Origin of the sequence: Pseudomonas sp. SWRI154, assembly GCF_014268645.1 — a bacterium.
Lineage (GTDB): Bacteria > Pseudomonadota > Gammaproteobacteria > Pseudomonadales > Pseudomonadaceae > Aquipseudomonas > Aquipseudomonas marvdashtae.
In genome coordinates this window covers 161463-185033 of sequence record NZ_JABWQW010000007.1, presented here as the reverse complement: position 1 = coordinate 185033, position 23571 = coordinate 161463, and the positions used below count along the sequence as shown (strand labels likewise).

Sequence of the window (23571 nt, the reverse complement as noted above, 5' to 3'; positions counted from 1 at the left end):
AACAGCGCTTTTGTCGGTTGTCCGGCTTTATTTGCAAATCAATATTTATCTTTTTTGAGGGGTTGAATTGTTCTGTCGCCAGCCCGACTCTGTATTCAAGGGGTCGTTGCGCTACCGTCGATTGGCCCCTGGCGAGCTAGCCGAAATAAGGGATGAACTATGCAAATCCAAGTCAATAGCGATAACCATATTCAAAGCAGCATCCGACTGGAGGAGTGGGTACGTACAACCATTGAGAGCACGCTCGAACGTTACGAAGAAGACCTGACACGGATCGAAGTTCATCTGGGTGATGAGAACGGCGACAAGCCTGGTCCCCATGATTTGCGGTGCCAGTTGGAAGCGCGGCCAAAGGGCCACCAGCCCATTTCCGTGACCCACAAGGCCGAATCGCTGGAACTTGCGATCGAAGGCGCGGCCACCAAGCTGGAGCATGCATTGGAGCATCTGTTCGGCAAACTGCGCGGCAAGCGTGCCGCCACCAACGGACCGACCGAATCGATTGCCCTCGCTGATGCGATGCTGGAAGAAGAATTCCTGGAGAACGAACGGGCTGCACTCAACGGCTGAGTCTGGCTCACTTTTTTTTCACCCTAAAAAAACGGGCCTGCAATTGCAGGCCCGTTTTGTTTTAGCGGTCCACGAGCGCTGAAATCAGAAGGCTACGGAGGTCTGCACATACACCGTGCGAGGTTCGCCGACGTACTTGCCTCGATTGTCGTCGAAGGAGCGCGTGAAATACTGAGTGTTGAAGATGTTCTTCACACCCACCGCAACGTTCAGGTCCGACAACTGCGGGCCGAAGTCATAGGCGGCGCGGCTGCTGAATAGCATGTAGCCAGGAATATTTCCGGTGCTGCCGTCCACACTTTCGGCACGGGTATTGGCGTTGTCGGCGAACTGCGCGCTCTGGTAGGTGCTGTCCAGGTTGAGCTTCCAGGGTCCTTCGGTATAACCGATCCCCAGCGTGCCTTTGTGTTTCGAGGAGAATGGCACGCGGTTGCCCTTGTTCGGGCCGTCCTCGCGGATGGTGGCATCGACGAAAGCGTAGGTGGCGTAGGCGTCGAAACCAGCCAGCGCCGGGCTCAGGCCGTCGAGGGCATAATTGATGCTGGTTTCAATGCCTTGATGGCGGGTCTCGCCCCGGGCGATCACCGAGTCATTGGTCTGGTTGCTTTCATACTGGTTATCGAAATTGATCAGGAACGCGCCGATTTCCGCCCGCAGGTTGCCATTGTCGTAGCGAGTGCCAAGCTCCCAGGTGCGAGCCTTCTCCGGTTTCACTTCACCGCTGCTGACGCGGTTGGGCATCTGGCTGTACTGCACGCTGCCGAATGAGCCTTCGGTGTTGGCGTACAGGTTCCATTCGTCGGTCAGGTGATACAGCACGTTCAGCGCCGGCAGGGCGGTGTTGTAGTCGCCCTTGTACTTCACATTCGTCAGGTTGTTGGTCTGCTGCGATTCGATCATTTCGTAGCGAATGCCAGGCGTGATGGTCCATTTGCCAATGTCGATCCGGTCATCGATGAAAAACGCGTTGGCTTCAGTGCCGCCACGCGTATCGCGGTCGTTGCGGCTGGAGGTCGTTGGCAGTTCGTTGCTGGCGACGGGCGTACGATAACGCAGCTCGTGGCCGGCTTCGTTGATATAGCGGTAGCCGACGCCGACTTCGTGGCGGGTAGGGCCGAGGTCGAAGCCTTGGGCGAAGCGGGTCTCCAGGCCTCGTACCCAATATTCGCGAGGCGACAGGGACAGGAAAGAGCCCTGGTCCAGATAACCGCTGCGCAAGGTCTTGGTGAAGAACGTGCTGGCGGTGAATTCCCGACGGTCCTGCTGGTAGCGGTAGCCGAAATTGACCAGGGTGCGACGGCCCCAGAATCGATCGTTCGGACGGGTGGACTGGTACGGGTCGGCGTCGTAGTCGGCGACATTCAGGCCGCCGGGCATATCGGCCTTACCTTCGTAATACTGGGCCATGGCGTTGAAACTGTTGGCTTCGTCCAGTTGGTAATTGCCCTTCAGGATCAGGTCGTCGATTTGCGTGTCGCTGTGTTCGCGCCAGTCCCCACCACGGGTGCCGGAATACAGCAGCGCACCGCCCAAGCCATTGTCGGCGGTGCCACCGGCCAGCAGATTGGAAGTCGTCTTGAAGCCGTCGTGGCTGGATGACGGGCTCGTCTCGGTCTGCAAGCCGCCCTTGACCGTCGGCGCATCGGGAATCGCCCGGGTCACGAAGTTCACCACGCCGCCGACGTTTTGCGGGCCGTAGCGCACCGCGCCACCACCGCGCACGACGTCTACCGCGTCCATATTGCCCATGCTGACCGGGGCGAACGACAACTGCGGTTGGCCATAAGGGGCGAAGGGCACCGGGATGCCGTCCATCAGCACCGTGGAGCGCGAGGCCAGGCGCGGATTGAGACCGCGAATGCCAAAATTCAGCGCCATGTCGTGGCTACCAGTTCCGTTGTTGTCGGGGGCGTTGACGCCGGGAATGCGATTGAGCACATCCCGTGCCTGCGTCGCGCCCTGGCGCTCGAATTCTTCACGGCGGATGACGTCGCGGGCGCCCGGGTGTTCGAACACATTGGTCTGTGCGGCGTCGCCGAGCCAGTCGCCGACCACGGTGGTGGTGCTTAAATCCAGTGAGGCGCTGTCGGCCGGTTGCAGGCTGTAGGCGTTATCACCTTCGGACCGGGCTTGCAGTCCGGTGCCTTCGAGCAGCGCGCCAAGGCCTTGCTCCAGGCTGTAGTTGCCTTCCAGGCCACGGCTTTGCAGGCCACCGGTCATTTGCGAACCAAAGGAGATCAGCACCCCGGCTTCACGGCCGAACTGATTGAGGGCGTTTTCCAGTGATGACGGCGCGATGTGGTAAGCCCTGGTCTCTGCAGCCAGCACGGCGGGCAGTGCGACGAAACTCAAGCTGGCCCCCAGGAACAGTTGACGCGCGGCGCGAGCGAGCGGAGTTAGACGGGTGGGTTGCTGCGACATGGATGGGAGTCCCGAGAAGGTTATGAAGTGGCTTTCCTTCTCTGTCACCCGAGGTGTGGAAAACGGCTCACTGGCGCAGCATTTTTTTCGGTGGGTGACGATGACTCAAGCGCGAGCTTCGACCGTGACCCAATAGCGAGTGAAGCGCCGCACCTTTACCGGCAGGCTGATTTCCAGCAGATCGAGGATTCGTTCGCTGTTGTCCAGCGGATAAGTCCCGGAGACCAGAAGGTTGGCCACCGCCTCGTCGCAGTGCAGCTGGCCGCGTCGGTAGCGGCCCAGTTCATCAAGGAAATCCGCCAGGCGCATGTGCGCGGCGACCAGCATGCCCTCCGTCCAGGCACCGCTGTTGGCGTCCAGCGCGGTGGCGGGCCCGGTGCCGTTGATGCCAAGGGACGCTTGTCGTGAAGCCGTCAGCAGAAAAGCCGGGCCGTGCCCGCTGCGAATGTCCACCTGGCCGGCAAACACCGCTACCTGAGTGTGGTCTGCATACTCGCGTACATTGAAGCGGGCGTTGCGGCTTTCCAGCAGGCCATGGGCAGTCAGCACTTGCAGGGGGCGCGGGTCCTGGGCTGCGGTCAACAACAGTTCCCCTTCCAGCAGGCGGATCAGGCGGCGTTGAGCGTCGAAGCGAATATCGACCGCGCTGCCGCTGTTGAGCTGCAACTGGCTGCCGTCATCCAGTGCCAGGCGCCGCCGCTCGCCCACAGGGCTGCGGAAATCGGCGAGCAATGGCGGTAACAACTGGCGTTCACGCAGGCCCCAGGTCACCGCCGAGCCGGCACCCAGCAGCAACAGCATCTTGAGCGCCCGACGCCGCGTTGCAGCCCTGGGGGGGTTGAGCGTCGCATGGGCTAACGGAGCGGACACATTGCGCAGCCGCTGGTTGACCCGCTGGATGTGCTCCCAGGCGCGGCGATGTTCGCTATGTGCATTGAGCCACTGTTCCCAGGCTTGCTGCTGGCGCGTATCGAGCGGCCCTTGCTGCATTTCCAGCAGCCAGTGCACCGCCTGTTCGGCGACTTGCGCGCTGACGTTCGGCGCGCTGGGCATCGGCGGGTTCACAGGGCGAAATAGCAGCGCATCGCCGCTTTGTTCAAATGGCGCTTGACCGTTGCCAGCGAGATACCCAATTTGCGAGCGATTTCGTTGTAGGTCAAACCGTCGACCTGGGCCAGTAAAAAGGCCCTCTTGACCGCATGCGGCAGACCGTCGAGCAGTTGATCGAGCTCCAGTAGCGTTTGCAGGATGATCGCGCGGTCCTCTTCCGAAGGTGCCACCTGTTCGGGCAATTGGGCAAGCGCGTCAAGGTAGGCGCGCTCCAGGTCCTGACGGCGGTAATGGTTGAACAACACACGCTTGGCGATGGTGGTGAGAAAGGCCCGCGGTTCGAGGATCGGCTGGGGATCGCGTGCCGCCATTACCTGTATGAACGTGTCTTGCGCCAGGTCGGCGGCGCTTTCGGGGCAACCGAGCCGGCGTCGCAACCAGCCGTTGAGCCAGTTGTTATGGGCGATATAAAGCACTTCGATGGTAGGGGCGGACGGCACCAGGATCACTCCGACAGCGATCGGCTGCGCTAGAGAACAAGAATTGTTCGCATTGTAGGGGTGCGGCGGGGGCTACGGCAATCGGGATGAGTGTTTGCTTCTTTGTCGGGTCGGGGCGCGACGGCGTCTAGCGCAGAAACGCCTGTCGATATTCCCCGGGCGTGGCGCCCACGACTTGGCGAAAACGGTTGGCGAAATGACTGGCGCTGGCGAACCCGCAGGCCAGCGCAACATCGCCCAGCGCTTGTGGAGTGCTGCGCAGCAAGTGTCGCGCCTGTGACAAGCGTCGTGCCAGCACATACTGGTGGGGAGGCAGCCCAAAGCTCTCGCGGAACATTCGGGCGAAATGGTATTCGGACAAGGCGCAAAGCGCCGCCAATTGCCCAAGGCTGATAGCCTCGGCCAGGTGACTGTCGATGTAGTCCACTAGCATCCGTCGTTGATGGGCAGCCAGGCCGCCCTTGAGGCGAAGCCCCTGGCGCAGGCCGACCTGACTCAGCAGCAAATGACTGAGCAGGTCATGGGCCAGGCTGGTGCAGAGCAGGCGTTCGGCGGGTTCGTTCCAGTTCAGCGCGATCAACTGGCGAAAGCGCTGGGCCTGTTGCGGGTCGTCAAGGAACGTTGCCTCGTGCAATTGGACTTGCCGGGGTTCACGATCCAGCAACGTGACGCAACCGAGAGCGAACTGTTCGGGGCTGAAATACAGGTGGGCGAGGCGAATATCACCATTGATGACCCAGGCCGACTCATGCTCGGCCGGCAGCACGCAGAGTTTGTCTGGTGCCCCGGTGGCGTCGGGTCGTTCGCGGCGAAACGTGCCGGTGCCGCCAGCGATGTAGCACGACAGCGTATGGTGAGTCGGCGCCTCGTAGTCACGGGCGTCGTGGTGATTGCTCCACAAAGCGGCCGCCAAGCCGTCCCCGAGCTCGGCGCTGTGCTCAAGGCGAGCGTTGGGCGAGCTGTTGAGGGCTTGAAAGACTTGCAAGGTTTGCAGTGTGGACATGATCGGTTCTCTCCAACGCCTTGCATCCTACTCCGTCGGCCGATCCGTGCCAGCCTGCCAGCCGACAAAACCGCAAGTTTACGCAAGCGCCAGGTCAATGACGGCGTGACACTGGGGACCATTGCCAGGAGTCGCCGTCATGAACCTCTCGCTGTACCTGCTTACCGTGATCATCTGGGGCACCACGTGGATTGCGCTGAAATTGCAATTGGGCGTGGTCGCCATCCCGGTGTCGATCGTTTATCGCTTTGGCCTCGCGGCGCTGATTCTGTTCGTGATGCTTTTGCTCAGCCGGCGCTTGCAAGTAATGAATCGGCGTGGCCATCTGATTTGCGTCGCCCAGGGCTTGTGCCTGTTCTGCATCAACTTCATGTGTTTCCTGACCGCCAGTCAGTGGATTCCCAGCGGCCTGATTGCCGTGGTGTTCTCCACGGCCACCCTCTGGAACGCCCTGAATGCGCGGGTTTTTTTCGGTCAGCGGATTGCCCGTAACGTGTTGCTGGGCGGTGCGCTGGGGCTGTTCGGGCTGGCGCTGTTGTTCTGGCCGGAGCTGGCCGGTCACAGCGCAAGCCCGCAAACGTTGCTCGGATTGGCATTGGCGCTCTTGGGAACGTTGTGTTTCTCGGCAGGCAATATGTTGTCGAGCCTGCAACAGAAAGCCGGCCTCAAGCCGCTGACGACCAACGCTTGGGGCATGGCCTACGGGGCCGCGATGCTGTCCGTGTGGTGTCTGTTCCAGGGCATCCCGTTCGACATGGAATGGAACACGCGTTACGTCGGCTCGCTGTTGTACTTGGTCATTCCGGGTTCGGTCATCGGCTTTACCGCCTACCTGACGCTCGTCGGACGCATGGGCCCGGAGCGGGCAGCGTATTGCACGGTGCTGTTCCCGGTGGTGGCATTGAACGTCTCGGCGTTTGCCGAAGGTTATCAATGGACGGCGCCAGCGTTGGTCGGGCTGGTGCTGGTGATGCTGGGCAACGTGCTGGTGTTCCGCAAGCCGAAGCCGATTGTATTGGCACCGATGATTGATACAGTCCGTTAGTGGTCATTCTTGATGCTGACGAAAATCAGTGCCGGCAAGAGAAAATCGGTAGCAACTTTCGTCCACGGAATCATGTTCCATTGTTCGGAAGTGTCCATTTCAAACCATTCGTTGGCAATGACTTGAAGGCAAAAATAATAAACGAACAATGCTGTGGTTAAGCCGATAATCGCGTACTTTTTGGCTTCATGAAAGGCGTTGTGTGGCGCATTCAAGTTTCTCAACATCTGATAGGCGCCCAACAGGCAGCAGGATGTAAAGATGGACTCCAATGTAATGAGCATCCAATAGATCCGGTGATGGGCAATTGGCGACGTCACCGCACGATACATAAGTCGTTCATTTCCAACGGTCCTATCCATGCTCAGGATATGGCCAACATACTCATGATTATTAGTGTAATCGGTCAGGTTGCTGATCATGACCAGAACGCCAAACAGGCCGGCCATTATGACAATGATTACCTTGCTCTTGCGAAGAAGTTGGGCTGTGGTGAGGCTGTGCATATAATAAAACTCCAGTGGTGTAGGTTTAGTACAGTTGCACTGGAGGTTATAGTTTGCCGGTTAAGTTGGCAGGGAAACTGATTATCAAGTTATGTCCCTGCCCACGCTTTTACTGGGAGGAGAATACTTGCGGGTTGACCAGGTTCTTCGGTCGTTCGCCCATCAAGGCGCTTCGCAAATTCTCCACGGCAAGGTTGGCCATCGCTTCCCGGGTCTCATGGGTGGCGGAACCGATGTGCGGCAAGGTCACGGCGTTTTTCAACTGGAACAGCGGTGACTCGGCCAGCGGCTCTTTCTCATAGACATCCAGCCCGGCGCCGCGGATGCGGTTGTTCTGTAAGGCTTCGATCAGCGCCGGCTCGTCCACCACCGGGCCACGGGAGATGTTGACCAGGATGGCGCTGGGTTTCATCAGGCCCAGCTCGCGTTGGCCGATCAGATGACGGGTCTTCTCGCTCAACGGCACAACGAGGCAGACGAAGTCGGCTTCGGCCAGCAACTGGTCCAGTTCGCGAAATTGCGCACCCAGCTGGGTTTCCAGTTCGGTCTTGCGGCTGTTGCCGCTGTACAGGATTGGCATGTTGAACCCCAGCCGGCCGCGTCGGGCAATGGCTGCGCCGATATTACCCATGCCGACGATACCCAGGGTCTTGCCATGCACATCGCTGCCGAACAGCTGTGGCCCGACCGTCGCTTGCCACTGTCCGGCCTTGGTCCAGGCGTCCAGTTCAGCGACGCGACGGGCACTGCTCATCAGCAGCGCGAAAGCCAGGTCGGCGGTGCTTTCGGTGAGCACGTCGGGGGTGTTGGTAAGCATGATTCCGCGTTCATTGAAGTACGCCACGTCATAGTTGTCGTAGCCCACCGACACGCTGGACACCACTTGCAGCTTCGCGGCGTTTTGCAGTTGCTCGCGGCCGAGCTTGCGGCCGACACCGATCAGCCCGTGGACGTGAGGCAAGGCTTCATTGAACTGCGCGTTGATGTCGCCGTTCGACGGGTTGGGCACAATCACGTCGAAGTCCTGTCGCAGGCGCTCGATCATAGGCGGCGTGATGCGGCTGAAGGCAAGTACGGTTTTTTTCATCGTGCAAGGCTCTCTGCAGGGAATACCAAGCACGCTAACATTCCTGGCGCGGGTTAGGCGAGAGGGGGCGGTGTTTTTGGTGCACCGCGAGTCCCTATGGAAGCTATGCCGCCCGCAGCGAAATAAAGGCGTAGTTCACTGGCGTTTCAGTGACGACGCATGCGCCGGCGGCAGTGACCTGGCTGGCGATGTCATCACCGGACAGATGGAACTGCCATTCTCCTGCCGCTTGCTCAAGCGGCTGCGAACGGGCCTGATCGATGGCAGCGGCGAACGCGCTCATGTCCGGCAGGTACGCGGTGAAGCCATCACCTTTCAGCGCAGTGGTGTGAATGCCCAGGGCCACGCAAATGCGTTCCTTCATGCCGATCTCCTGACGATCGGCCTGGCGTGAGCGCTCAATCAGTCGAGCGAGTTCCTGGTCGACCAATTCACCGCCGACAATCAACTGCGGCCCCGTTTCCCACGACTCCGGCGGGCAATCCTTGGTGGCGGTGTCGAGCGGGATGTGCGGGTTGATTTCCATCGGGTAGATGCGACACACCAAGGGGCGCCGCTCATAGATGCGGCACAGGTTGTCGGCGTCCAGATTATGGCAACGGCTGATGTTGTAGGCCGCAAACGTGATCGCCACGAGCGCTTCGCTCGTGCCGCTGCGCACCACCGCCGAACGCCGTTCGGCGTGCTCGCGTTGCGCCACCGGAAGGCCGAGGCCATTGGGCAGGAAGGCCTCGACCAGGACGATCACCTGCCCGCCATCATTCGCCCACATCCTGGCTTCGTCGAGGGTCAGGGGAACGTGATGGCCGGTACAGCATTTACCGCACCCTACACAGGAAAACGTTGTGTTCATTGATCGACCGAAAGCAATAGGCTGAAAGCAGCGACAGAAAAGCGCCGCGATGAGCCGTGCGAAGCAAGTTATGCGCCATTCGTCATGGATTGCCAGCCGGGCGGATCGAGTCCCATTCGGTCACGAAGGAGGTCTTGGTTTTCTTGCGGTAGAGGCACAGCTCGGTGCCGCTCGCGCCTTTCATATGGGCCTGCGGGTATTGGCCTTGCAGCAACAGCGCGGTGTAGCCCACCCGGTCGTCGAATTGCGCGGCGGTGCCAATCGGTTCGGGGTTTTTCAGGCCGCTGGCCTTGAGGCAACTGGCGAGCACTTTTTTGTCGTAGGCAGCCCAGGCGTCGGGGCTGGAAGCGTGAGCCTGGAGAGTCAGGGCGGCGGTCAGACCGAAGAGTATCAGGGCCGGGGTTTTCATCAGTGAAGTCCTTGTTCGCGAAGGCAAGGACTGGAGTATGCCTGAGGATGACCCGGCTCAAAGGCTGCAAACACCGCAGCCTCGAAGCGGGCAGCGGTCAGCGACCTTGTTCGGCAACCGCCTTGGCCGCCGTGATCAGGCACTTGGTCAATTCCGGGGAAGAGAACTTGGTGAGTACCCCGTTGGCGCCGGCCAGCCTGGCCTTTTCGCTGTTCATGGCGCTGTCGAGCGAGGTATGCAGCAACACGTAGAGGTGAGCGAAGTCCGGCGTCTCGCGCAGCGTGCGGGTGAGGGCGTAGCCGTCCATCTCCGACATCTCGATATCGGAGACGATCAGGTTGATCTCTTGCGCAGTGCCCTGCAGCTCCAACAGACAGTCGATGGCTTCCTTGGCGCTGCGGGCGGTGTGGCATTGCAGGCCGAGGTTACGCAGGGTATGCACCGATTGTTGCAGCGCCACCTGGCTGTCATCGACCACCAGGATGCGTGCGTTGCCCAGCACTTCGGCGTCTTCCATGCTCAGTTCGGTCGGCGCTGTCTCGATCTGCGCCGGGGCGATGCCGTGGATTACTTTCTCGATGTCCAGCACTTGCACCAGCGTACCGTCCACCGAGGTCACGCCGGTAATGAACGCCCGCACACCGCCGGAGCCGTAGGGCGGCGGTTTGATGTCAGTGGTCAGGCAATGGACGATCTTGCTCACGGCCTGTACGTGCAGGCCCTGCTTGGAGCGGCTGACATCGGTGACGATCAGGCAGCCGCCGTCCGGATCTTCCAGCGGCCGCTCGCCGATGGCGCGGCTCAGGTCGATCACCGACAGCGATGCCCCGCGCAGCGTGGCGATGCCTTTGACGTGTGGATGCGACTCCGGCAGCTTGGTCAGCGGCGGGCAGGGGATGATCTCACTGACCTTGAGCAGGTTGATCGCCATCAGCTTGCCGCTGCGCAAGGTAAACAGCAGAAGCGAAAGTGAATCTGCGCGGGCTTTGTTTGAAGACATAAAAACCTTCTATGGAAAAAGGTGAGGCGAGCGTGAACATCGCCAAGACAGCTTTGATAATGGGTTATCGACTTGTCGGGGGCAGGCTTTAGGGCGAAAACCAGTCAATAACGAGGATCGCTATAACGGCCACTGGTGAAAGGTGGCGTCACAGGCCACTACTTGAGGCCCAACCGCTTCGCCATCCGCCCCAGGTTCGCCCGGTCCAGGCCCAGCTCCCGGGCGGCGCTGGCCCAGTTGTGCTGGTGGCGTTCCAGGCAGGCGCCGATCATTTGCCGCTGATAATTTTCCGTGGCCTGGCGCAAGTCACCGGACACTGTCACCGTGGACTCCGGCGCAAGGCTGATCGCCGGGACGTTTTCTGCGGTTGCATGGGGCAAGTCAAGATCCCCGGCGCCCAAGCTGAGAATCTTCGGTCGTACCTTGCAATTACCCAGTGCCTTCAAGGCGCTGCGACCGATCAGGTGTTCCAGCTCACGCACGTTGCCCGGCCAATCGTAGGCCAGCAATGCGGCCTGGGCATCGCTGGTCAGGCGAAGGCTGCCCAGGCCCATGCGCGAACGATTCTGTTCGAGGAAGAACCCGGCGAGCAACAGCACATCGCGTCCGCGCTCACGCAGCGGTGGCACCTGCAATGGGTACACGCTCAGCCGATGGTAGAAATCGGCCCGATAACGGCCATTGCGCACCTCCTCGGCGAGGTCGCGATTGGTCGCCGCGATCAGGCGCACATCGACGCGGTGTTCCTTGTCCGAGCCGAGCCGCTGCAACTGCCCGCTCTGCAGCACACGCAACAGCTTGGCCTGGACGGTCAGGGACAGTTCACCGACTTCATCGAGAAACAACGTGCCGCCATCGGCCAGTTCGAACTTTCCACGCCGGTCGTTGGTGGCCCCGGTGAAGGCGCCGCGTACGTGGCCGAACAGCTCGCTTTCCACCAGAGTGTCCGGCAGGGCCGCGCAGTTGAGGCTGATCAGCGGCTGGTCGGCGCGCTGGGACGCGGCGTGAATCGCCTGGGCCACCAACTCTTTGCCGACACCGGTTTCGCCGGTGATCAGCACCGTCAGGTCGCTGCCACCCACCAGATTGATTTCTTCCACCAAGCGTTTATGGGCCTTGCTCTGGCCGACCATGTCGCGGTGCTGCTGGCCGCTGGCCTGGCGATAAACCTCGGCACGGTGGTGTTCGTCTTCGGCCCTCAAGGCCAGGTGCTCGATACGCTGGGCGGCGCTGACCGTTGCGGCGGCGAGGCTCGCGAAGGCTTGCAAGGCGCTCAGGTCGATGGGCTCGAAACGTTCCGGGTCCAGGGAATCGAGGGTCAGTAGCCCCCAAGGCCGTTCATCGACGAACAGCGGGCACCCCATGCAATCGTGGACTTCGAGATGCTCGTTCAGCCCCTCGACCAGCCCATCGTACGGATCGGGCAGGTCGCTGTCGGTGGCGAAGCGCGTTGGCTGCGAACTGGCCAACAGCGCCTCGAAGCGCGGGTGCTCGCTGATGCGAAATCGCCGACCCAGCGTGTCGGTGCTCAAGCCATCCACCGCCAGTGGCACCAGGCAGTCGCCGTCCAGGCGCAACAGCGCGGCGGCGTCACATGGCAGCAGGGCGCGCAAGGCGCCAAGAAGGCGACGGTAGCGCTCGCCCTCTGGCAATTCGCGGGACAAGTCCGCCACCAGGGGCAGCAGCGAGGTGAGCAAGGAGGTTGCGGTCATAATGACTCCATCTGGTCATAGCGACTATAAACGCCATCGTGTCTTTATGACTACCTTGTCTTCAACCTATTGAAATTGAACGAATAAATTCTTGGCATGGAAACTGATAAGCCTAGGCATCTTTATCTGTTCCATGTGAGGAATCACCTATGCTGAGTCGAGAGCAACGCGCCATCATCCGTTCCACCGTCCCCTTGCTTGAGAGCGGTGGTGAAGCGCTGATCACTCACTTCTATCGCATGATGCTGTCCGAGTATCCAGAAGTGCGACCGCTGTTCAATCAGGCCCACCAGGCCAGTGGCGATCAGCCGCGTGCCTTGGCCAACGGTGTGCTTATGTATGCGCGGCACATTGATCAGCTCGATCAATTGGGCGACCTGGTGGCGAAAATCGTCAACAAGCACGTTGCCTTGCAGATTCAACCAGAGCACTACCCGATTGTGGGAGCCTGCCTGCTGCGGGCGATCGCCGAGGTGCTGGGCGAGGAAATCGCTACGCCTGAAGTGATTTCGGCGTGGGGCGCCGCCTACAACCAGTTGGCCGATATCCTCATCGGCGCCGAAGCCGGCCTGTATGACCAGAAGGCCGCGGCCCCAGGCGGCTGGCGCGGCGAGCGCGAGTTCATCCTGGCGGCCAAGGTGCCGGAAAGCTCGGAGATCACCTCGTTCTACTTCGAACCGGCGGACAAAGGGCCGATCCTTCAAGCCGAACCAGGCCAATACATTGGCCTGAAGCTGGTCCTGGACGGCGAAGAAGTGCGGCGCAATTATTCGCTGTCGGCCCTGGCGGACAACGGTCAATACCGCATCAGCGTCAAGCGCGAGGCGGGCGGTCGCGTGTCCAATTACTTGCACGACGATTTCCAGGTTGGCAGCCGCATCCCCCTCTTCCCGCCGTCCGGGGACTTTTACCTCACGGCCAGCGACAAGCCACTGGTGCTGATCAGCGGCGGCGTCGGCATCACCCCGACCCTGGCGATGTTGCAGGCGGCGCTGCAAACCGAGCGGCCGGTGCATTTCATCCACTGCGCGCGCAACGGCGGTGTCCACGCTTTCCGTGACTGGATCGACGACCTGGCCACACGTCACCCGCAGCTCAAGCGCTTCTATTGCTATGACGAAGACGACGGTTCGGGTCGCGTGGCTGACAAGGTCGGTTTGTTGGGCGAGCAACAGTTGGCGCAATGGCTGCCGGAGCAGCGGGACGTCGATGCCTACTTCCTTGGACCGAAGGGTTTCATGGCGGCCGTCAAGCGTCACCTCAAGGCCTTGGGCGTGCCGGCGGAACAGAGCCGCTACGAGTTCTTCGGTCCGGCGGCGGCGCTGGAATAAGACAGCATCGAGCCTTCTCGCGATGGGGGCGGCACTGTCCGGCCCCATTCAACGAGCCTTCCCCCAGCCGGAATTAATCCACAGTTAACTCTCTTCCTGTCTATTCCCCTGATGTTGCCGACGGCGGCTCGTTCACGGCCATGATCTGCGTGTAGACTTCGGCCATCCGATAGCGTGCCGGGTGCCGCCAGGTCGCGCGTCGATCCATGTCTATAAAGGGAAACGCAATGAGTGAGGAAATGATGCGGTTAGGCCGAGAGCGGCGCTACCTCGTGCTGCTGGGGCTGATCTGCCTGGGGCTGATCGGCGGTGCGCTGTACATGCAGGTGGTACTCGGCGAAGCGCCATGCCCACTGTGCATCCTGCAGCGCTATGCGTTGTTGCTGATCGCCATCTTCGCCTTCATCGGTGCCGCCATGCGCACGCGCCGCAGCCTGACGATTTTCGAGGGGCTGGTTGTGCTGTGTGCCCTGGCGGGGGCAGGCGTGGCGGGCCATCACGTGTACACCCAGTTTTTCCCCGCGGTCAGTTGTGGCGTCGACGTCCTGCAACCCATTGTGGACGACCTGCCGCTGGCGAAGATTTTCCCGCTGGGCTTCCAGGTCGATGGTTTCTGCTCCACCCCGTATCCACCGATCCTGGGTTTGTCGCTGGCGCAATGGGCGCTGGTGGCGTTCGTGTTGACCGTCGTGCTGGTGCCTTTGCTGGTGTCGCGTAATCGCAAGCCGCTTCGCTGAAGCACTGCTTGAGACGCCCCGGTTTCCTCTTTCAGGAGCCGGGGCGTTTTGCATTTCAGTCCCGGTGGAAGACAGCCTTGATCCGGAACAAGAATGTCCTGCGACAACGTGCGACACGTTGTCACATATCTCGCCCCTGGCGACCTTTCATGACGTGAATTGTCGTCCCATCCTGCAACAAAAAAACAGCCGGATTGGCCCCGGCTCGCTCGCCAGTTCTCTGTTGAAGCAGGCATTTTTAACAGCGAAGCGTCTTGCCGCACAGCCCCCGAAAAATGGGCGCATAAAGGGCGTTCAGGTCCGATGGAGTTCCCTGGAGCTGTCTAAATCGGGCGTAGTAGCCCTACGATTTTTGGGGTTCTTGTTGAGAATTAATTTCGATAACATGCTGGCCCGTTGCAATGGCGGCAACAGATTGTTGCCGGATCGGATAAAAATTATTTCGGGTTAAGACATGGTCTCGAAGGCTCCAGCTCACTACAATCGCCCGCACCGATTTTCCGACCCGGCTCAGGCTTGAGCACGAGAGTGGTCGAAGGGCGCCAGCGCCCCATGCGACCCCAGGTGTCGGTGCCTCCAACTACCCGCACCAAATGGAATTGGGCTTGAACTAGGCCTTTGACCAACGAATAAGAACTCACTGCTGGCCCAGGATGTGTCGAACAGCGTCTGACGTTCGACGGGCAGCCCTTATTCAATCCAAGAAAATGCCAACCCTTGGCAGGGTGAAGTGTTGGCGATCAAAACCCAACTGCATTGCGCAAGCTGCTTTAGAGGTCGTGAGATGAGTAAAAACAGGTACCCCCGATTACTAGGCTTGTTGCCGCTGCTCGGCACGTTGCTGCTGGGAGGCTGCAACATGACCTTGCTCGATCCCAAGGGCCAGGTCGGCCTGGATGAACGAAACCTGATCATCACCGCCACGCTGCTGATGTTGCTGGTCGTCGTGCCGGTTATCGTCATGACGTTCCTGTTCGCCTGGAAATATCGCGCGTCCAACACCAGTGCCACGTACACGCCGAAATGGTCCCACTCGACCAAAATCGAAATCGCGGTGTGGACCATTCCGGTACTGATCATCATTGCCCTGGGTTACATCACCTACAAATCGACTCACGCCCTGGACCCTTATCGTCCGCTGGATTCCGACGTCAAGCCGATCACCATCGAAGTGGTCTCGATGGACTGGAAGTGGCTGTTCATCTATCCGGAACAAGGCATCGCCACGGTCAACAAGATCGTGTTCCCGGCCCACACGCCGATCAATTTCAAGGTCACCTCCGACACCGTGATGAACTCGTTCTTCATCCCGGGCCTGGGCGGCCAGATCTATGCGATGGCCGGCATGCAGACCAAGCTGCACCTGATCGCCAACCAGAACGCCGAACTCGACGGTATCTCCGCCAACTACAGCGGCGCGGGTTTCACCGGCATGAAGTTCAAAGCTATCGCCACGACCCAAGAAGATTTCGATGCCTGGGTCAACGATGTGAAGAAGGCACCTAAACAGCTTGAAAAAGCTGAATACGAAGCCCTTTCCAAGCCGAGCCAGAACAACCCAGTCGAACTCTACTCGTCGGTCACGCCGAACCTGTTCCAGACCATCATCGATAAGTATGAAGGGATGAATCCAGGCAAGCCGATGCATCACGAGAAGAAAGACAAGGAAGTGGCCCACAACATGGAAGGGATGGACATGAGCTCGCATTCAGCTGCCGGGGCAGAGGAGTAAACGATGTTTGGTAAATTAAGTTGGGAAGCGATCCCGTTCCACGAGCCGATTGTCATGGTGACCCTCGCCATCATCGCGCTCGGTGGTCTGGCGCTGTTCGCGGGTATCACTTACTTCAAGAAGTGGACTTACCTGTGGACTGAATGGTTGACCTCGGTCGACCACAAGAAGATCGGCGTGATGTACATCATCGTCGCCATGGTCATGCTGCTGCGCGGTTTTGCCGATGCGATCATGATGCGTACCCAGTTGGCCATGGCCACCGAGGGTTCGCCTGGCTACCTGCCGCCTGAACACTATGACCAGATCTTCACCGCCCACGGTGTGATCATGATCATCTTCATGGCGATGCCATTCTTCACCGGCCTGATGAACCTTGCAGTGCCGCTGCAGATCGGCGCGCGTGACGTTGCCTATCCGTTCCTGAACTCCTTGAGCTTCTGGTTGCTGGTGTCCGGCGTGGTGCTGATCAACCTGTCCCTGGGCGTCGGCGAATTCGCCAAGACCGGTTGGGTTGCCTATCCGCCGCTGTCGGGCTTGCAATACAGTCCGGGCGTGGGGATGGATTACTACATCTGGGCGCTACAGCTATCCGGGTTGGGTACGACGCTGACGGGGGTCAACTTCCTCGCCACCGTGCTGAAAATGCGTACCCCGGGCATGAAGCTGATGGACATGCCGATCTTCACCTGGACCTGCACCTGGGCCAACGTACTGATCGTCGCTTCGTTCCCGATCCTCACCGCTACCCTGGCTCTGCTGACGCTTGACCGCTACATGGATTTCCACATTTTCACCAATGAACTGGGTGGAAATCCGATGATGTACGTCAACCTGTTCTGGGCTTGGGGTCACCCTGAGGTGTACATCCTGATCCTGCCGGCGTTCGGTATCTTCTCCGAAGTCATCTCGACCTTCTCCGGCAAGAAACTGTTTGGCCACCACTCGATGATCTACGCTTCCGGCGCGATCTCGGTACTGGGCTTCATGGTCTGGCTGCACCACTTCTTCACCATGGGTTCGGGTGCCAGCGTCAACGCCTTCTTCGGTTTGGCGACGATGCTGATTTCCATCCCGACGGGTGTGAAGCTGTTCAACTGGCTGTTCACCATCTATCAGGGCCGCCTGCGTTTCACCAGCCACGTGCTGTGGACCCTGGGCTTTATGGTGACCTTCGCCATCGGCGGCATGACCGGCGTACTGCTGGCCATCCCGGGTGCGGACTTCGTGCTGCACAACAGCCTGTTCGTGATCGCGCACTTCCATAACGTGATCATCGGCGGTGCCGTGTTCGGCTACATCGCGGGCTTTGCGTTCTACTTCCCGAAAGCGTTCGGCTTCAAGCTGCACGAAGGTTGGGGCAAGGCAGCGTTCTGGTTCTGGATCTCGGGCTTCTTCGTCGCGTTCATGCCGCTCTATGCTCTGGGCTTCATGGGCATGACCCGTCGCCTGAACGCCACCACCAACCCTGAGTGGGTGCCGTACCTGTACGTCGCGATGTTCGGTGCGGTGATGATCGCGGTCGGTATCGCCTGCCAGCTGATCCAACTCTACGTCAGCGTGCGTGACCGCAAGAAGCCGGAAAACATGTGCGAACACGGTGACCCGTGGAATGCCCATACCCTGGAATGGTCGACGTCTTCGCCACCACCGTTCTACAACTTTGCCGTGCTGCCAAAAGCGGACGTCATCGACCCGTTCACCGAAGCCAAGGAAGCCGGTACTGCGTACCAGGCTCCGGCCAAGTACGCGCCGATCCACATGCCCAACAACACCGCTACCGGTGTGGTCATGGGCGCACTGCTGACCGTGTTCGGTTTCGCGATGATCTGGCACATCTGGTGGCTGGCCATCGCCAGCCTGGTCGGCACCGTGGTGTATTTCACCATCCATGCCGCCCGTGATGATCAGGGCTACATGGTGCCGGTGGATGTCATCGAGCGCATCGAAGCCGAGCAGCACAAGCGTCTGGTCGCGGCCGGGAAAGTCCCAGCCTCCGCCACCCGTGTTGAAACCTCGTTGGAACAGGCTTAAACCATGTCGAACTTAGTGACCAATGTTGGACACGCCCATGGTCATGACCATGGGCACGATGACCATCACCACGACTCGGGCGAGATGACCGTATTCGGTTTCTGGCTCTACCTGATGACCGACTGCATTCTGTTTGCGTCGATCTTCGCGGTGTACGCGGTGCTGGTTAACAACGTCGCCGGTGGCCCGTCGGGCCACGACATCTTCGAACTGCCTTACGTGCTGGGCGAAACCGCTCTGCTGCTGTTCAGTTCGATTACCTACGGCTTCGCCATGCTGGCGTTGTTCAAGGGCAAGAAAACCCAGGTCCTGGGCTGGTTGGCGATGACCTTCCTGCTGGGCGCCGGCTTTATCGCCATGGAGATCAACGAGTTTCATATCTTGATCGCCGAAGGCTACGGCCCTAGCCGCAGCGGCTTCCTGTCCGGGTTCTTCACCCTGGTCGGCACCCACGGCCTGCACGTGACCAGCGGCCTGATCTGGATGGCGATCATGATGTATCAGGTCCAGAAAAATGGCCTGACCGCCACCAACAAGACGCGCCTGAGCTGCCTGAGCCTGTTCTGGCACTTCCTGGACGTGGTGTGGATCTGCGTATTCACCGTTGTTTATCTGATGGGGACCCTGTAAATGGCTAACGCTCATTCCCATGATGGCCACGACGCCGGCCACGGCAGCGTCAAGTCCTACGCCATCGGCTTCATCCTGTCGGTGATCCTGACGGTCATTCCGTTCGGCCTGGTGATGTACCCATCGCTGCCCAAGAGCCTGACGCTTTGGATCATCCTGATCTTCGCCGTGGTCCAGGTATTGGTCCACCTGGTGTACTTCCTGCACCTGGACCGCTCGGCCGCCCAGCGGAACAACGTGATTGCGTTTGTCTTCGCCGCGTTGGTGATCGTACTGCTGGTCGGCTTGTCGTTGTGGATCATGTTCAGCATCCACACCAACATGATGGCGCACTGAGGAAACTCCGGATGTCACTGAAGCACTTTATCCAAATCACCAAGCCGGGGATCATTTTCGGTAACGTGCTTTCTGTGGCGGGCGGGTTTTTCCTGGCCTCGAAAGGGCATGTCGATCTGGCCATCTTCCTGGCGGCGATGATCGGCACCTCCCTGGTGGTGGCGTCCGGTTGCGTGTTCAACAACTGCATCGACCGTGACATCGACATCAAGATGGAACGCACCAAGAACCGGGCGCTGGTCCAAGGCCTGATTCCGGTGCAACTGGCCCTGGCATTCGCCACGGTGCTGGGCGTGGCCGGCGTGGCGCTGCTTTATTGGGTCGCCAACCCGTTGGCGGCGTTGTTCGCGGTGATCGGTTTTGTCATCTACGTCGGCCTCTACAGCCTTTACCTCAAGCGCAAGTCGGTCCACGGCACGCTGGTGGGCAGCCTGTCGGGCGCGATGCCGCCAGTGATCGGCTATGTCGCGGTCAGCAACAGCTTCGACATGGCCGCGCTGACGCTGTTGGTGATGTTCAGCCTGTGGCAGATGCCGCATTCCTACGCCATCGCAATCTTTCGCTTCAACGACTACCTGGCGGCCTCGATTCCGGTACTGCCGGTCAAGCGTGGCATTCAGGTCGCCAAGAAGCACATCCTGCTGTACATCCTGGCCTTCCTCGTGGCGACCTTGATGCTGACCTTCAGCGGTTACGCCGGCATGAGCTACCTCGCCGTCGCCGCCGCCATGGGCATGTACTGGCTGTACATGGCCTGGACTGGCTACAAGGCAGTGGATGACACGGTCTGGGCACGCAAGCTGTTTGTGTTCTCGATCTTCACCATCACTGCCTTGAGCGTCATGATGTCCCTGGACTTCAAAGTGCCGAGTGAGCTGCTGCTGACCTACGCGCCTTAAGCTTCAGACGCTGCAAAAAAAGCCCCGCCTTCGAGAGAAGCGCGGGGCTTTTTTTGTTTTGGTGAGGCATGGAAGCGGGTGTCATTCGTCGCAACAGATTATGGCTGGTTGAATCATGCGCAATTTGCCTATAGTTTTGGCCATGCGAACCCTATTTTTCGAAACAACGTCGTTCACCGCCACAGTTGGTCAATACCTGGCTGACGATGAATATCGCCTCCTCCAGTCCTATATGCTGCGGCATCCAGAGGTCGGTGATGTCATGCCACGTACCGGTGGTTTTCGTAAGCTGCGCTGGTTCGATGAACGTCGTGGCAAAGGGAAACGAGGTGGGTTCGGGTTATTTACTATTGGCTCATGAATGATCGTCAGTGTTGGATGTTTGCAATTTATGACAAGGATGAGTTGGAAAACCTGACCTCCGAGCAAGAGAAGATGCTCAAGCGCGCCATAGAAGCTGAGTTGAAAGTACGAGGTACCTTATGAAAAAGCGCGATCTGTTTGCCGAGATGATGCAAGGCGTCGAAGAGATGGCCGCTCACCGCGAGGGCAAGATTACCCTTCGCCAGATATCGATCGAGGACAAACCGGTTCCCGAGGTATCGGCCCAGGAAATCGTGGCTTTGCGTGACCGGCTTCATATGTCTCAAGCCGTTTTTGCCAAGAGCATCCGGACCAGTCCAGGCACTCTTCGTAACTGGGAGCAGGAAAAATCCAAGCCTAATGCCCAAGCGGCTTTGTTGATCAAACTGGTCGAAAAGTTTCCAGATATGGTCGAGCGTCTCGGCGCTGTTTGAAAAGCTGATAGTCATGAAAAAGCCCCGCCTTCGAGAGAAGCGCGGGGCTTTTTCATGGGCGCTGTTTCATAGCGCCGCGGCCACGGGGGAAATCAACCGGGCCTTATTGCTGAGCGATGCTGTAGCCGTCGAATGCTTTCTGCTGCTGCAACGCGGTGACGATGCTTTTGCGGGTAACCGGTTGTTCGGTGCCGTCGTTGTCCAGGAAGGTTTCGCTTTCCAGCTCGGCTTCGTCGCCTTCACCGACGAAGTTGAAGCCCAGGAACTCGAAGACCTCGCGATCGACGTTCGGCTTGGAGCGCGGTGTGCGCAGCGGCAGGGTGACGCTGATGCCGTCCTTGCTGATGACAAATACCTCGGCTTCTTTCTTGGCGCGCGAGGCCTTGCCCTTGCTGCCGCTGGGGTTGCTGATGGCCTGGTGGGTCTGGTTCAGCACTTTCAGGGCCAAGCCGTAGACCAGTTCCTGGAAGTCCGGATCATCCTTGTAGCTGGAGAGAATGCGGCTGATCGGGAAGCGGCTGCTGAGGTCTTCCAAGGCTGCGAAATCAGCGGCTTCGGCGTCCTTGAGCTGCTTGAGCTGGCCCATCAGTTCGTAGGCCTTGTCGTCATCGAACGCATCGTGCGCCTGGCGAATGGCGTTGCGCAGATCGCGGATCTGGTCGCTTTCGCGGTTCGACTGGAAGGCATCGAGGACCATTTCACTGATGCTTTTGGCCTGGGGCAGATGCTGTGAAAGATTGATGGAGTTTTCGTATTCCGCTTTGGACGACAGGGTGACTACAGATTCAGCGGTATTGGAATCGGACATTGAAATTTCACTACTTCTGTTAGCTGGATAAGGCGAGAAAGGCATTGAGCTTTTTTCCGGTCGCCTAATCTATTGGACGCGGGCGGTGTTGTCACGGTCGGACCGGCCACCGGTGAATATTTTACCTGCGCATCAACTCCATCAATCGCAACGCATCCCCTGTCGCGGCGCCGCTGGCGGTGTTGTCGAAGATGCACCAGGTCGGTGTGTCCGGTGCGGCCTTCAATTTTCGCGCGAGCTGCTCCAGCCAAGCGTCTTCATACGCCGAGTAGTAAATTCTTGGCGAGCCGTGCAGCCGGTAGTAACGCACTCCCGGCCAGCCCGCCGGTTCATCGCCGCCCGGCAGGGGCGAAGGATCCGCGGCGACCCGACCGATGCGTTCGTCCAGCAGCATCGCCGTGGCCTGCGGTGCGAGCCAGCTCGGGTGTCGAGGTTCAAGTACCGCGTGGCCCTGATAGCGGTCTCGCAGCGCTTTGAAAAAGTCCTTGGCCACGCTGCTGTCGTAAGCCAGCGACGGGGGCAATTGGATCAACAGGCAACCCAGTTTTTCCCCCAACTGCGAGCATTGCCCGAGGAATTCATCCACCAGCCCCTCGCAGTCGTGCAAGCGCCGCTCGTGGGTGATCTGCTTTGGCACCTTGACCGAGAAGCGAAAATCCGGCGGCACGCTGTCCGCCCATTTTGCATAGGTGGCGGGGCGGTGTGGACGGTAGAACGAACTGTTGATTTCCACGGCCGGGAAGCGAGCGCTGTAGCGCTGCAAATGAGAGCCTTCCTCGGGAAAGGCTGGCCAGTGCGCTCTCGGCAATGACCAACCGGCGCAGCCCGGGAAAAGATTTGATGAAGGGAGGAGTCGAGTCGGCAACTGGGTAGACCTGATCGCAAGGGACACAGGTTATGACCCTCGCAAACGCCTCAGGGATTCATTTTTTCAATCGCAGATCACATTCTTGCCGGCCATCTTGGAGCGATACAGCGCCTGGTCTGCCCGATCCAACAGCGCCGCGTGCTGCTCGTCCTCGAACCGCTGCACCACACCAAAACTCATGGTGATCTGGAAATCGCCCACCGGGAGCAAGTCGGACAGGCCTCGGCGGATAGTTTCGGCCATCAGGAAGGCATCGTCCCGGGACGTATTGGGCAAAATCATGATGAATTCATCACCGCCCCAACGCACCAGCAAATCCCCGTCGCGTTCGCAGCGCTTGACCGCCTGCACCACTTGCACCAGCGCCGCATCGCCGAAGGCATGGCCGTAACGATCATTAATGTCCTTGAAATCGTCGACATCCATCGAGATCAGCGACAACGGTTCGCGAAAGCGCTGGGCGCGCTCACAGGCCAATGGCAGCGCCTGTTCCAGGCGGTAGCGGTTGGCGACCAGGGTCAAGGCGTCGGTTTCGGCGAGCCGGCGATTTTCCTCGAGCTGGATTTGCAGTTGCTGGTTGACCCGAGACAGTTCGCGGGTGCGTTCTTCGATGATCGCTTCCAGGGATTTGTTGCGTCGTTCCAGTTGCTCGAACAGGCGCTTCCTGTCGTCGATACTGCGATGCGCGCCGATCATGCGGGCCACGCTGCCGTCGGGATTGCGAGCGATCACATAACCGCGGTCTTCAATCCAGATATAGGCGCCGTCATGGGTGCGGCAGCGATATTCGGCCTGATATCCAGGTGAGCGTTGTTTCAGGTAATCGTCGAACAGCGCCATCACGTGGGGGTAATCTTGCGGATGGATAACGCTCTCCCATGTCAGCACGCTGTTGTTCAGCGAGTGGGGCGTATAGCCGAGCATCCTGTACCAGCCGGGGTTGCGGTAAACGAAGCCGGTATTGGCATTCCAGTCCCAGATGCCGTCGCTGACCAGCTCCATGATGGTGTGCAGCACGCTTTCGTCCAGATCGGATAAATCGAGCCGCAGCAATTCGATTTTCGAGGCGTCGTCCATCATCGTTCCCCCAATCAGCCCTGATATCAAAATGCTCTCCAGGGGTGAAGAGTAGCCGATGGGGCGGGGCGCCACTAGCAGGAGGCATGGTTGATGGGACTTGCCGGCGCATACACGGCCGCAGGGTAGCCCCACCGTGGCGAGGGAGCTTGCTCCCGCTGGGTTG

At 59.6% G+C, this 23571-nt stretch carries 23 protein-coding genes and 1 pseudogene; 11 read left to right on the top strand and 13 right to left on the bottom strand.

Features of this window, described 5'->3' with window-relative positions; translation table 11 throughout:
- Positions 1–159 precede the first annotated feature (159 nt).
- Complete coding sequence (locus HU806_RS08960) at positions 160–570, top strand: HPF/RaiA family ribosome-associated protein (protein ID WP_186611033.1); 411 nt, start codon at positions 160–162, stop codon at positions 568–570.
- 84 nt (positions 571–654) lie between these two features.
- Here the strand turns inward: HU806_RS08960 and fecA are convergent, their stop codons facing one another.
- The 4 genes from fecA to HU806_RS08940 form a co-directional block, all read right to left on the bottom strand.
- Complete coding sequence (gene fecA, locus HU806_RS08955; RefSeq protein WP_186611032.1) at positions 655–2991, bottom strand: TonB-dependent Fe(3+) dicitrate receptor FecA; 2337 nt, start codon at positions 2989–2991, stop codon at positions 655–657.
- Between the two features lie 105 nt (positions 2992–3096).
- Positions 3097–4044, bottom strand: coding sequence for a FecR domain-containing protein (locus HU806_RS08950; protein WP_186611031.1), 948 nt, complete (start codon positions 4042–4044; stop codon positions 3097–3099).
- A gap of 8 nt (positions 4045–4052) precedes the next feature.
- Complete coding sequence (locus HU806_RS08945; RefSeq protein WP_186611030.1) at positions 4053–4541, bottom strand: sigma-70 family RNA polymerase sigma factor; 489 nt, start codon at positions 4539–4541, stop codon at positions 4053–4055.
- Between the two features lie 127 nt (positions 4542–4668).
- Positions 4669–5544: an AraC family transcriptional regulator gene (locus tag HU806_RS08940; protein WP_186611029.1), complete on the bottom strand. Its 876-nt coding sequence runs from the start codon at positions 5542–5544 to the stop codon at positions 4669–4671.
- Positions 5545–5683: 139 nt separating this feature from the next.
- Between HU806_RS08940 and HU806_RS08935 the strand changes: the two genes are divergently transcribed.
- Positions 5684–6589 carry a DMT family transporter gene (locus HU806_RS08935; RefSeq protein WP_186611028.1) on the top strand — a complete coding sequence of 302 codons (906 nt, stop codon included), beginning with the start codon at positions 5684–5686 and terminating at the stop codon, positions 6587–6589.
- On the opposite strand, the gene HU806_RS08930 is transcribed toward HU806_RS08935, so the two are convergent.
- The 6 genes from HU806_RS08930 to norR form a co-directional block, all read right to left on the bottom strand.
- The gene (locus HU806_RS08930; RefSeq protein ID WP_186611027.1) at positions 6586–7095 is read right to left on the bottom strand and encodes a DUF2165 domain-containing protein; all 510 of its coding nucleotides are present in this window, start codon (positions 7093–7095) and stop codon (positions 6586–6588) included. The genes HU806_RS08935 and HU806_RS08930 overlap by 4 nt on opposite strands.
- A 109-nt stretch (positions 7096–7204) precedes the next feature.
- Positions 7205–8182, bottom strand: coding sequence for a 2-hydroxyacid dehydrogenase (locus tag HU806_RS08925; RefSeq protein WP_186611026.1), 978 nt, complete (start codon positions 8180–8182; stop codon positions 7205–7207).
- Positions 8183–8285: 103 nt separating this feature from the next.
- Positions 8286–9035 (bottom strand): YkgJ family cysteine cluster protein, encoded by a 750-nt coding sequence (locus tag HU806_RS08920; protein WP_186611025.1) that lies wholly within the window; start codon positions 9033–9035, stop codon positions 8286–8288.
- An 82-nt stretch (positions 9036–9117) separates the two neighbouring features.
- Complete coding sequence (locus tag HU806_RS08915) at positions 9118–9444, bottom strand: hypothetical protein (protein WP_186611024.1); 327 nt, start codon at positions 9442–9444, stop codon at positions 9118–9120.
- 97 nt (positions 9445–9541) lie between these two features.
- Positions 9542–10444, bottom strand: coding sequence for a chemotaxis protein CheV (locus tag HU806_RS08910; RefSeq protein WP_039591605.1), 903 nt, complete (start codon positions 10442–10444; stop codon positions 9542–9544).
- Positions 10445–10602: 158 nt separating this feature from the next.
- Positions 10603–12156, bottom strand: coding sequence for a nitric oxide reductase transcriptional regulator NorR (gene norR, locus HU806_RS08905; protein WP_186611023.1), 1554 nt, complete (start codon positions 12154–12156; stop codon positions 10603–10605).
- A 149-nt stretch (positions 12157–12305) separates the two neighbouring features.
- Here norR and hmpA point away from each other — a divergent pair, with 149 nt between their 5' ends.
- The 9 genes and pseudogenes from hmpA (at position 12306) to relB (ending at position 20652) form a co-directional block, all read left to right on the top strand.
- Positions 12306–13487: an NO-inducible flavohemoprotein gene (hmpA, locus tag HU806_RS08900; protein ID WP_186611022.1), complete on the top strand. Its 1182-nt coding sequence runs from the start codon at positions 12306–12308 to the stop codon at positions 13485–13487.
- A gap of 227 nt (positions 13488–13714) precedes the next feature.
- Positions 13715–14224, top strand: coding sequence for a disulfide bond formation protein B (locus HU806_RS08895; protein ID WP_186611021.1), 510 nt, complete (start codon positions 13715–13717; stop codon positions 14222–14224).
- Positions 14225–15008: 784 nt separating this feature from the next.
- A complete protein-coding gene (cyoA, locus tag HU806_RS08890; protein WP_186611020.1) occupies positions 15009–15956 on the top strand; it encodes a ubiquinol oxidase subunit II in 948 nt (315 codons plus the stop codon).
- Positions 15957–15959: 3 nt separating this feature from the next.
- Positions 15960–17990 (top strand): cytochrome o ubiquinol oxidase subunit I, encoded by a 2031-nt coding sequence (gene cyoB / locus HU806_RS08885; protein WP_186611019.1) that lies wholly within the window; start codon positions 15960–15962, stop codon positions 17988–17990.
- A 3-nt stretch (positions 17991–17993) separates the two neighbouring features.
- Complete coding sequence (locus tag HU806_RS08880; protein WP_053125033.1) at positions 17994–18620, top strand: cytochrome o ubiquinol oxidase subunit III; 627 nt, start codon at positions 17994–17996, stop codon at positions 18618–18620.
- Complete coding sequence (cyoD, locus tag HU806_RS08875) at positions 18621–18956, top strand: cytochrome o ubiquinol oxidase subunit IV (protein ID WP_039591596.1); 336 nt, start codon at positions 18621–18623, stop codon at positions 18954–18956.
- 11 nt (positions 18957–18967) lie between these two features.
- Entirely contained in the window at positions 18968–19855 is an 888-nt protein-coding gene (gene cyoE / locus HU806_RS08870; protein ID WP_039591595.1) for a heme o synthase, read from the top strand.
- A gap of 142 nt (positions 19856–19997) precedes the next feature.
- Positions 19998–20341 (top strand): annotated as a pseudogene (locus HU806_RS08865) (toxin).
- Positions 20338–20652: a type II toxin-antitoxin system RelB family anti-toxin transcriptional regulator gene (gene relB / locus HU806_RS08860; RefSeq protein WP_030139928.1), complete on the top strand. Its 315-nt coding sequence runs from the start codon at positions 20338–20340 to the stop codon at positions 20650–20652. Before HU806_RS08865 ends, relB begins: the two are co-directional and overlap by 4 nt.
- 103 nt (positions 20653–20755) lie before the next feature.
- On the opposite strand, the gene HU806_RS08855 is transcribed toward relB, so the two are convergent.
- From HU806_RS08855 to HU806_RS08845, 3 genes are all read right to left on the bottom strand, one after another.
- On the bottom strand, positions 20756–21460 hold the full coding sequence (locus tag HU806_RS08855) for a hypothetical protein (RefSeq protein ID WP_186611018.1): 705 nt from the start codon (positions 21458–21460) through the stop codon (positions 20756–20758).
- A gap of 121 nt (positions 21461–21581) precedes the next feature.
- Complete coding sequence (locus tag HU806_RS08850) at positions 21582–22325, bottom strand: DUF72 domain-containing protein (RefSeq protein ID WP_186611017.1); 744 nt, start codon at positions 22323–22325, stop codon at positions 21582–21584.
- Positions 22326–22391: 66 nt separating this feature from the next.
- Complete coding sequence (locus HU806_RS08845) at positions 22392–23405, bottom strand: sensor domain-containing diguanylate cyclase (protein WP_186611016.1); 1014 nt, start codon at positions 23403–23405, stop codon at positions 22392–22394.
- Between the last annotated feature and the right edge of the window lie 166 nt (positions 23406–23571).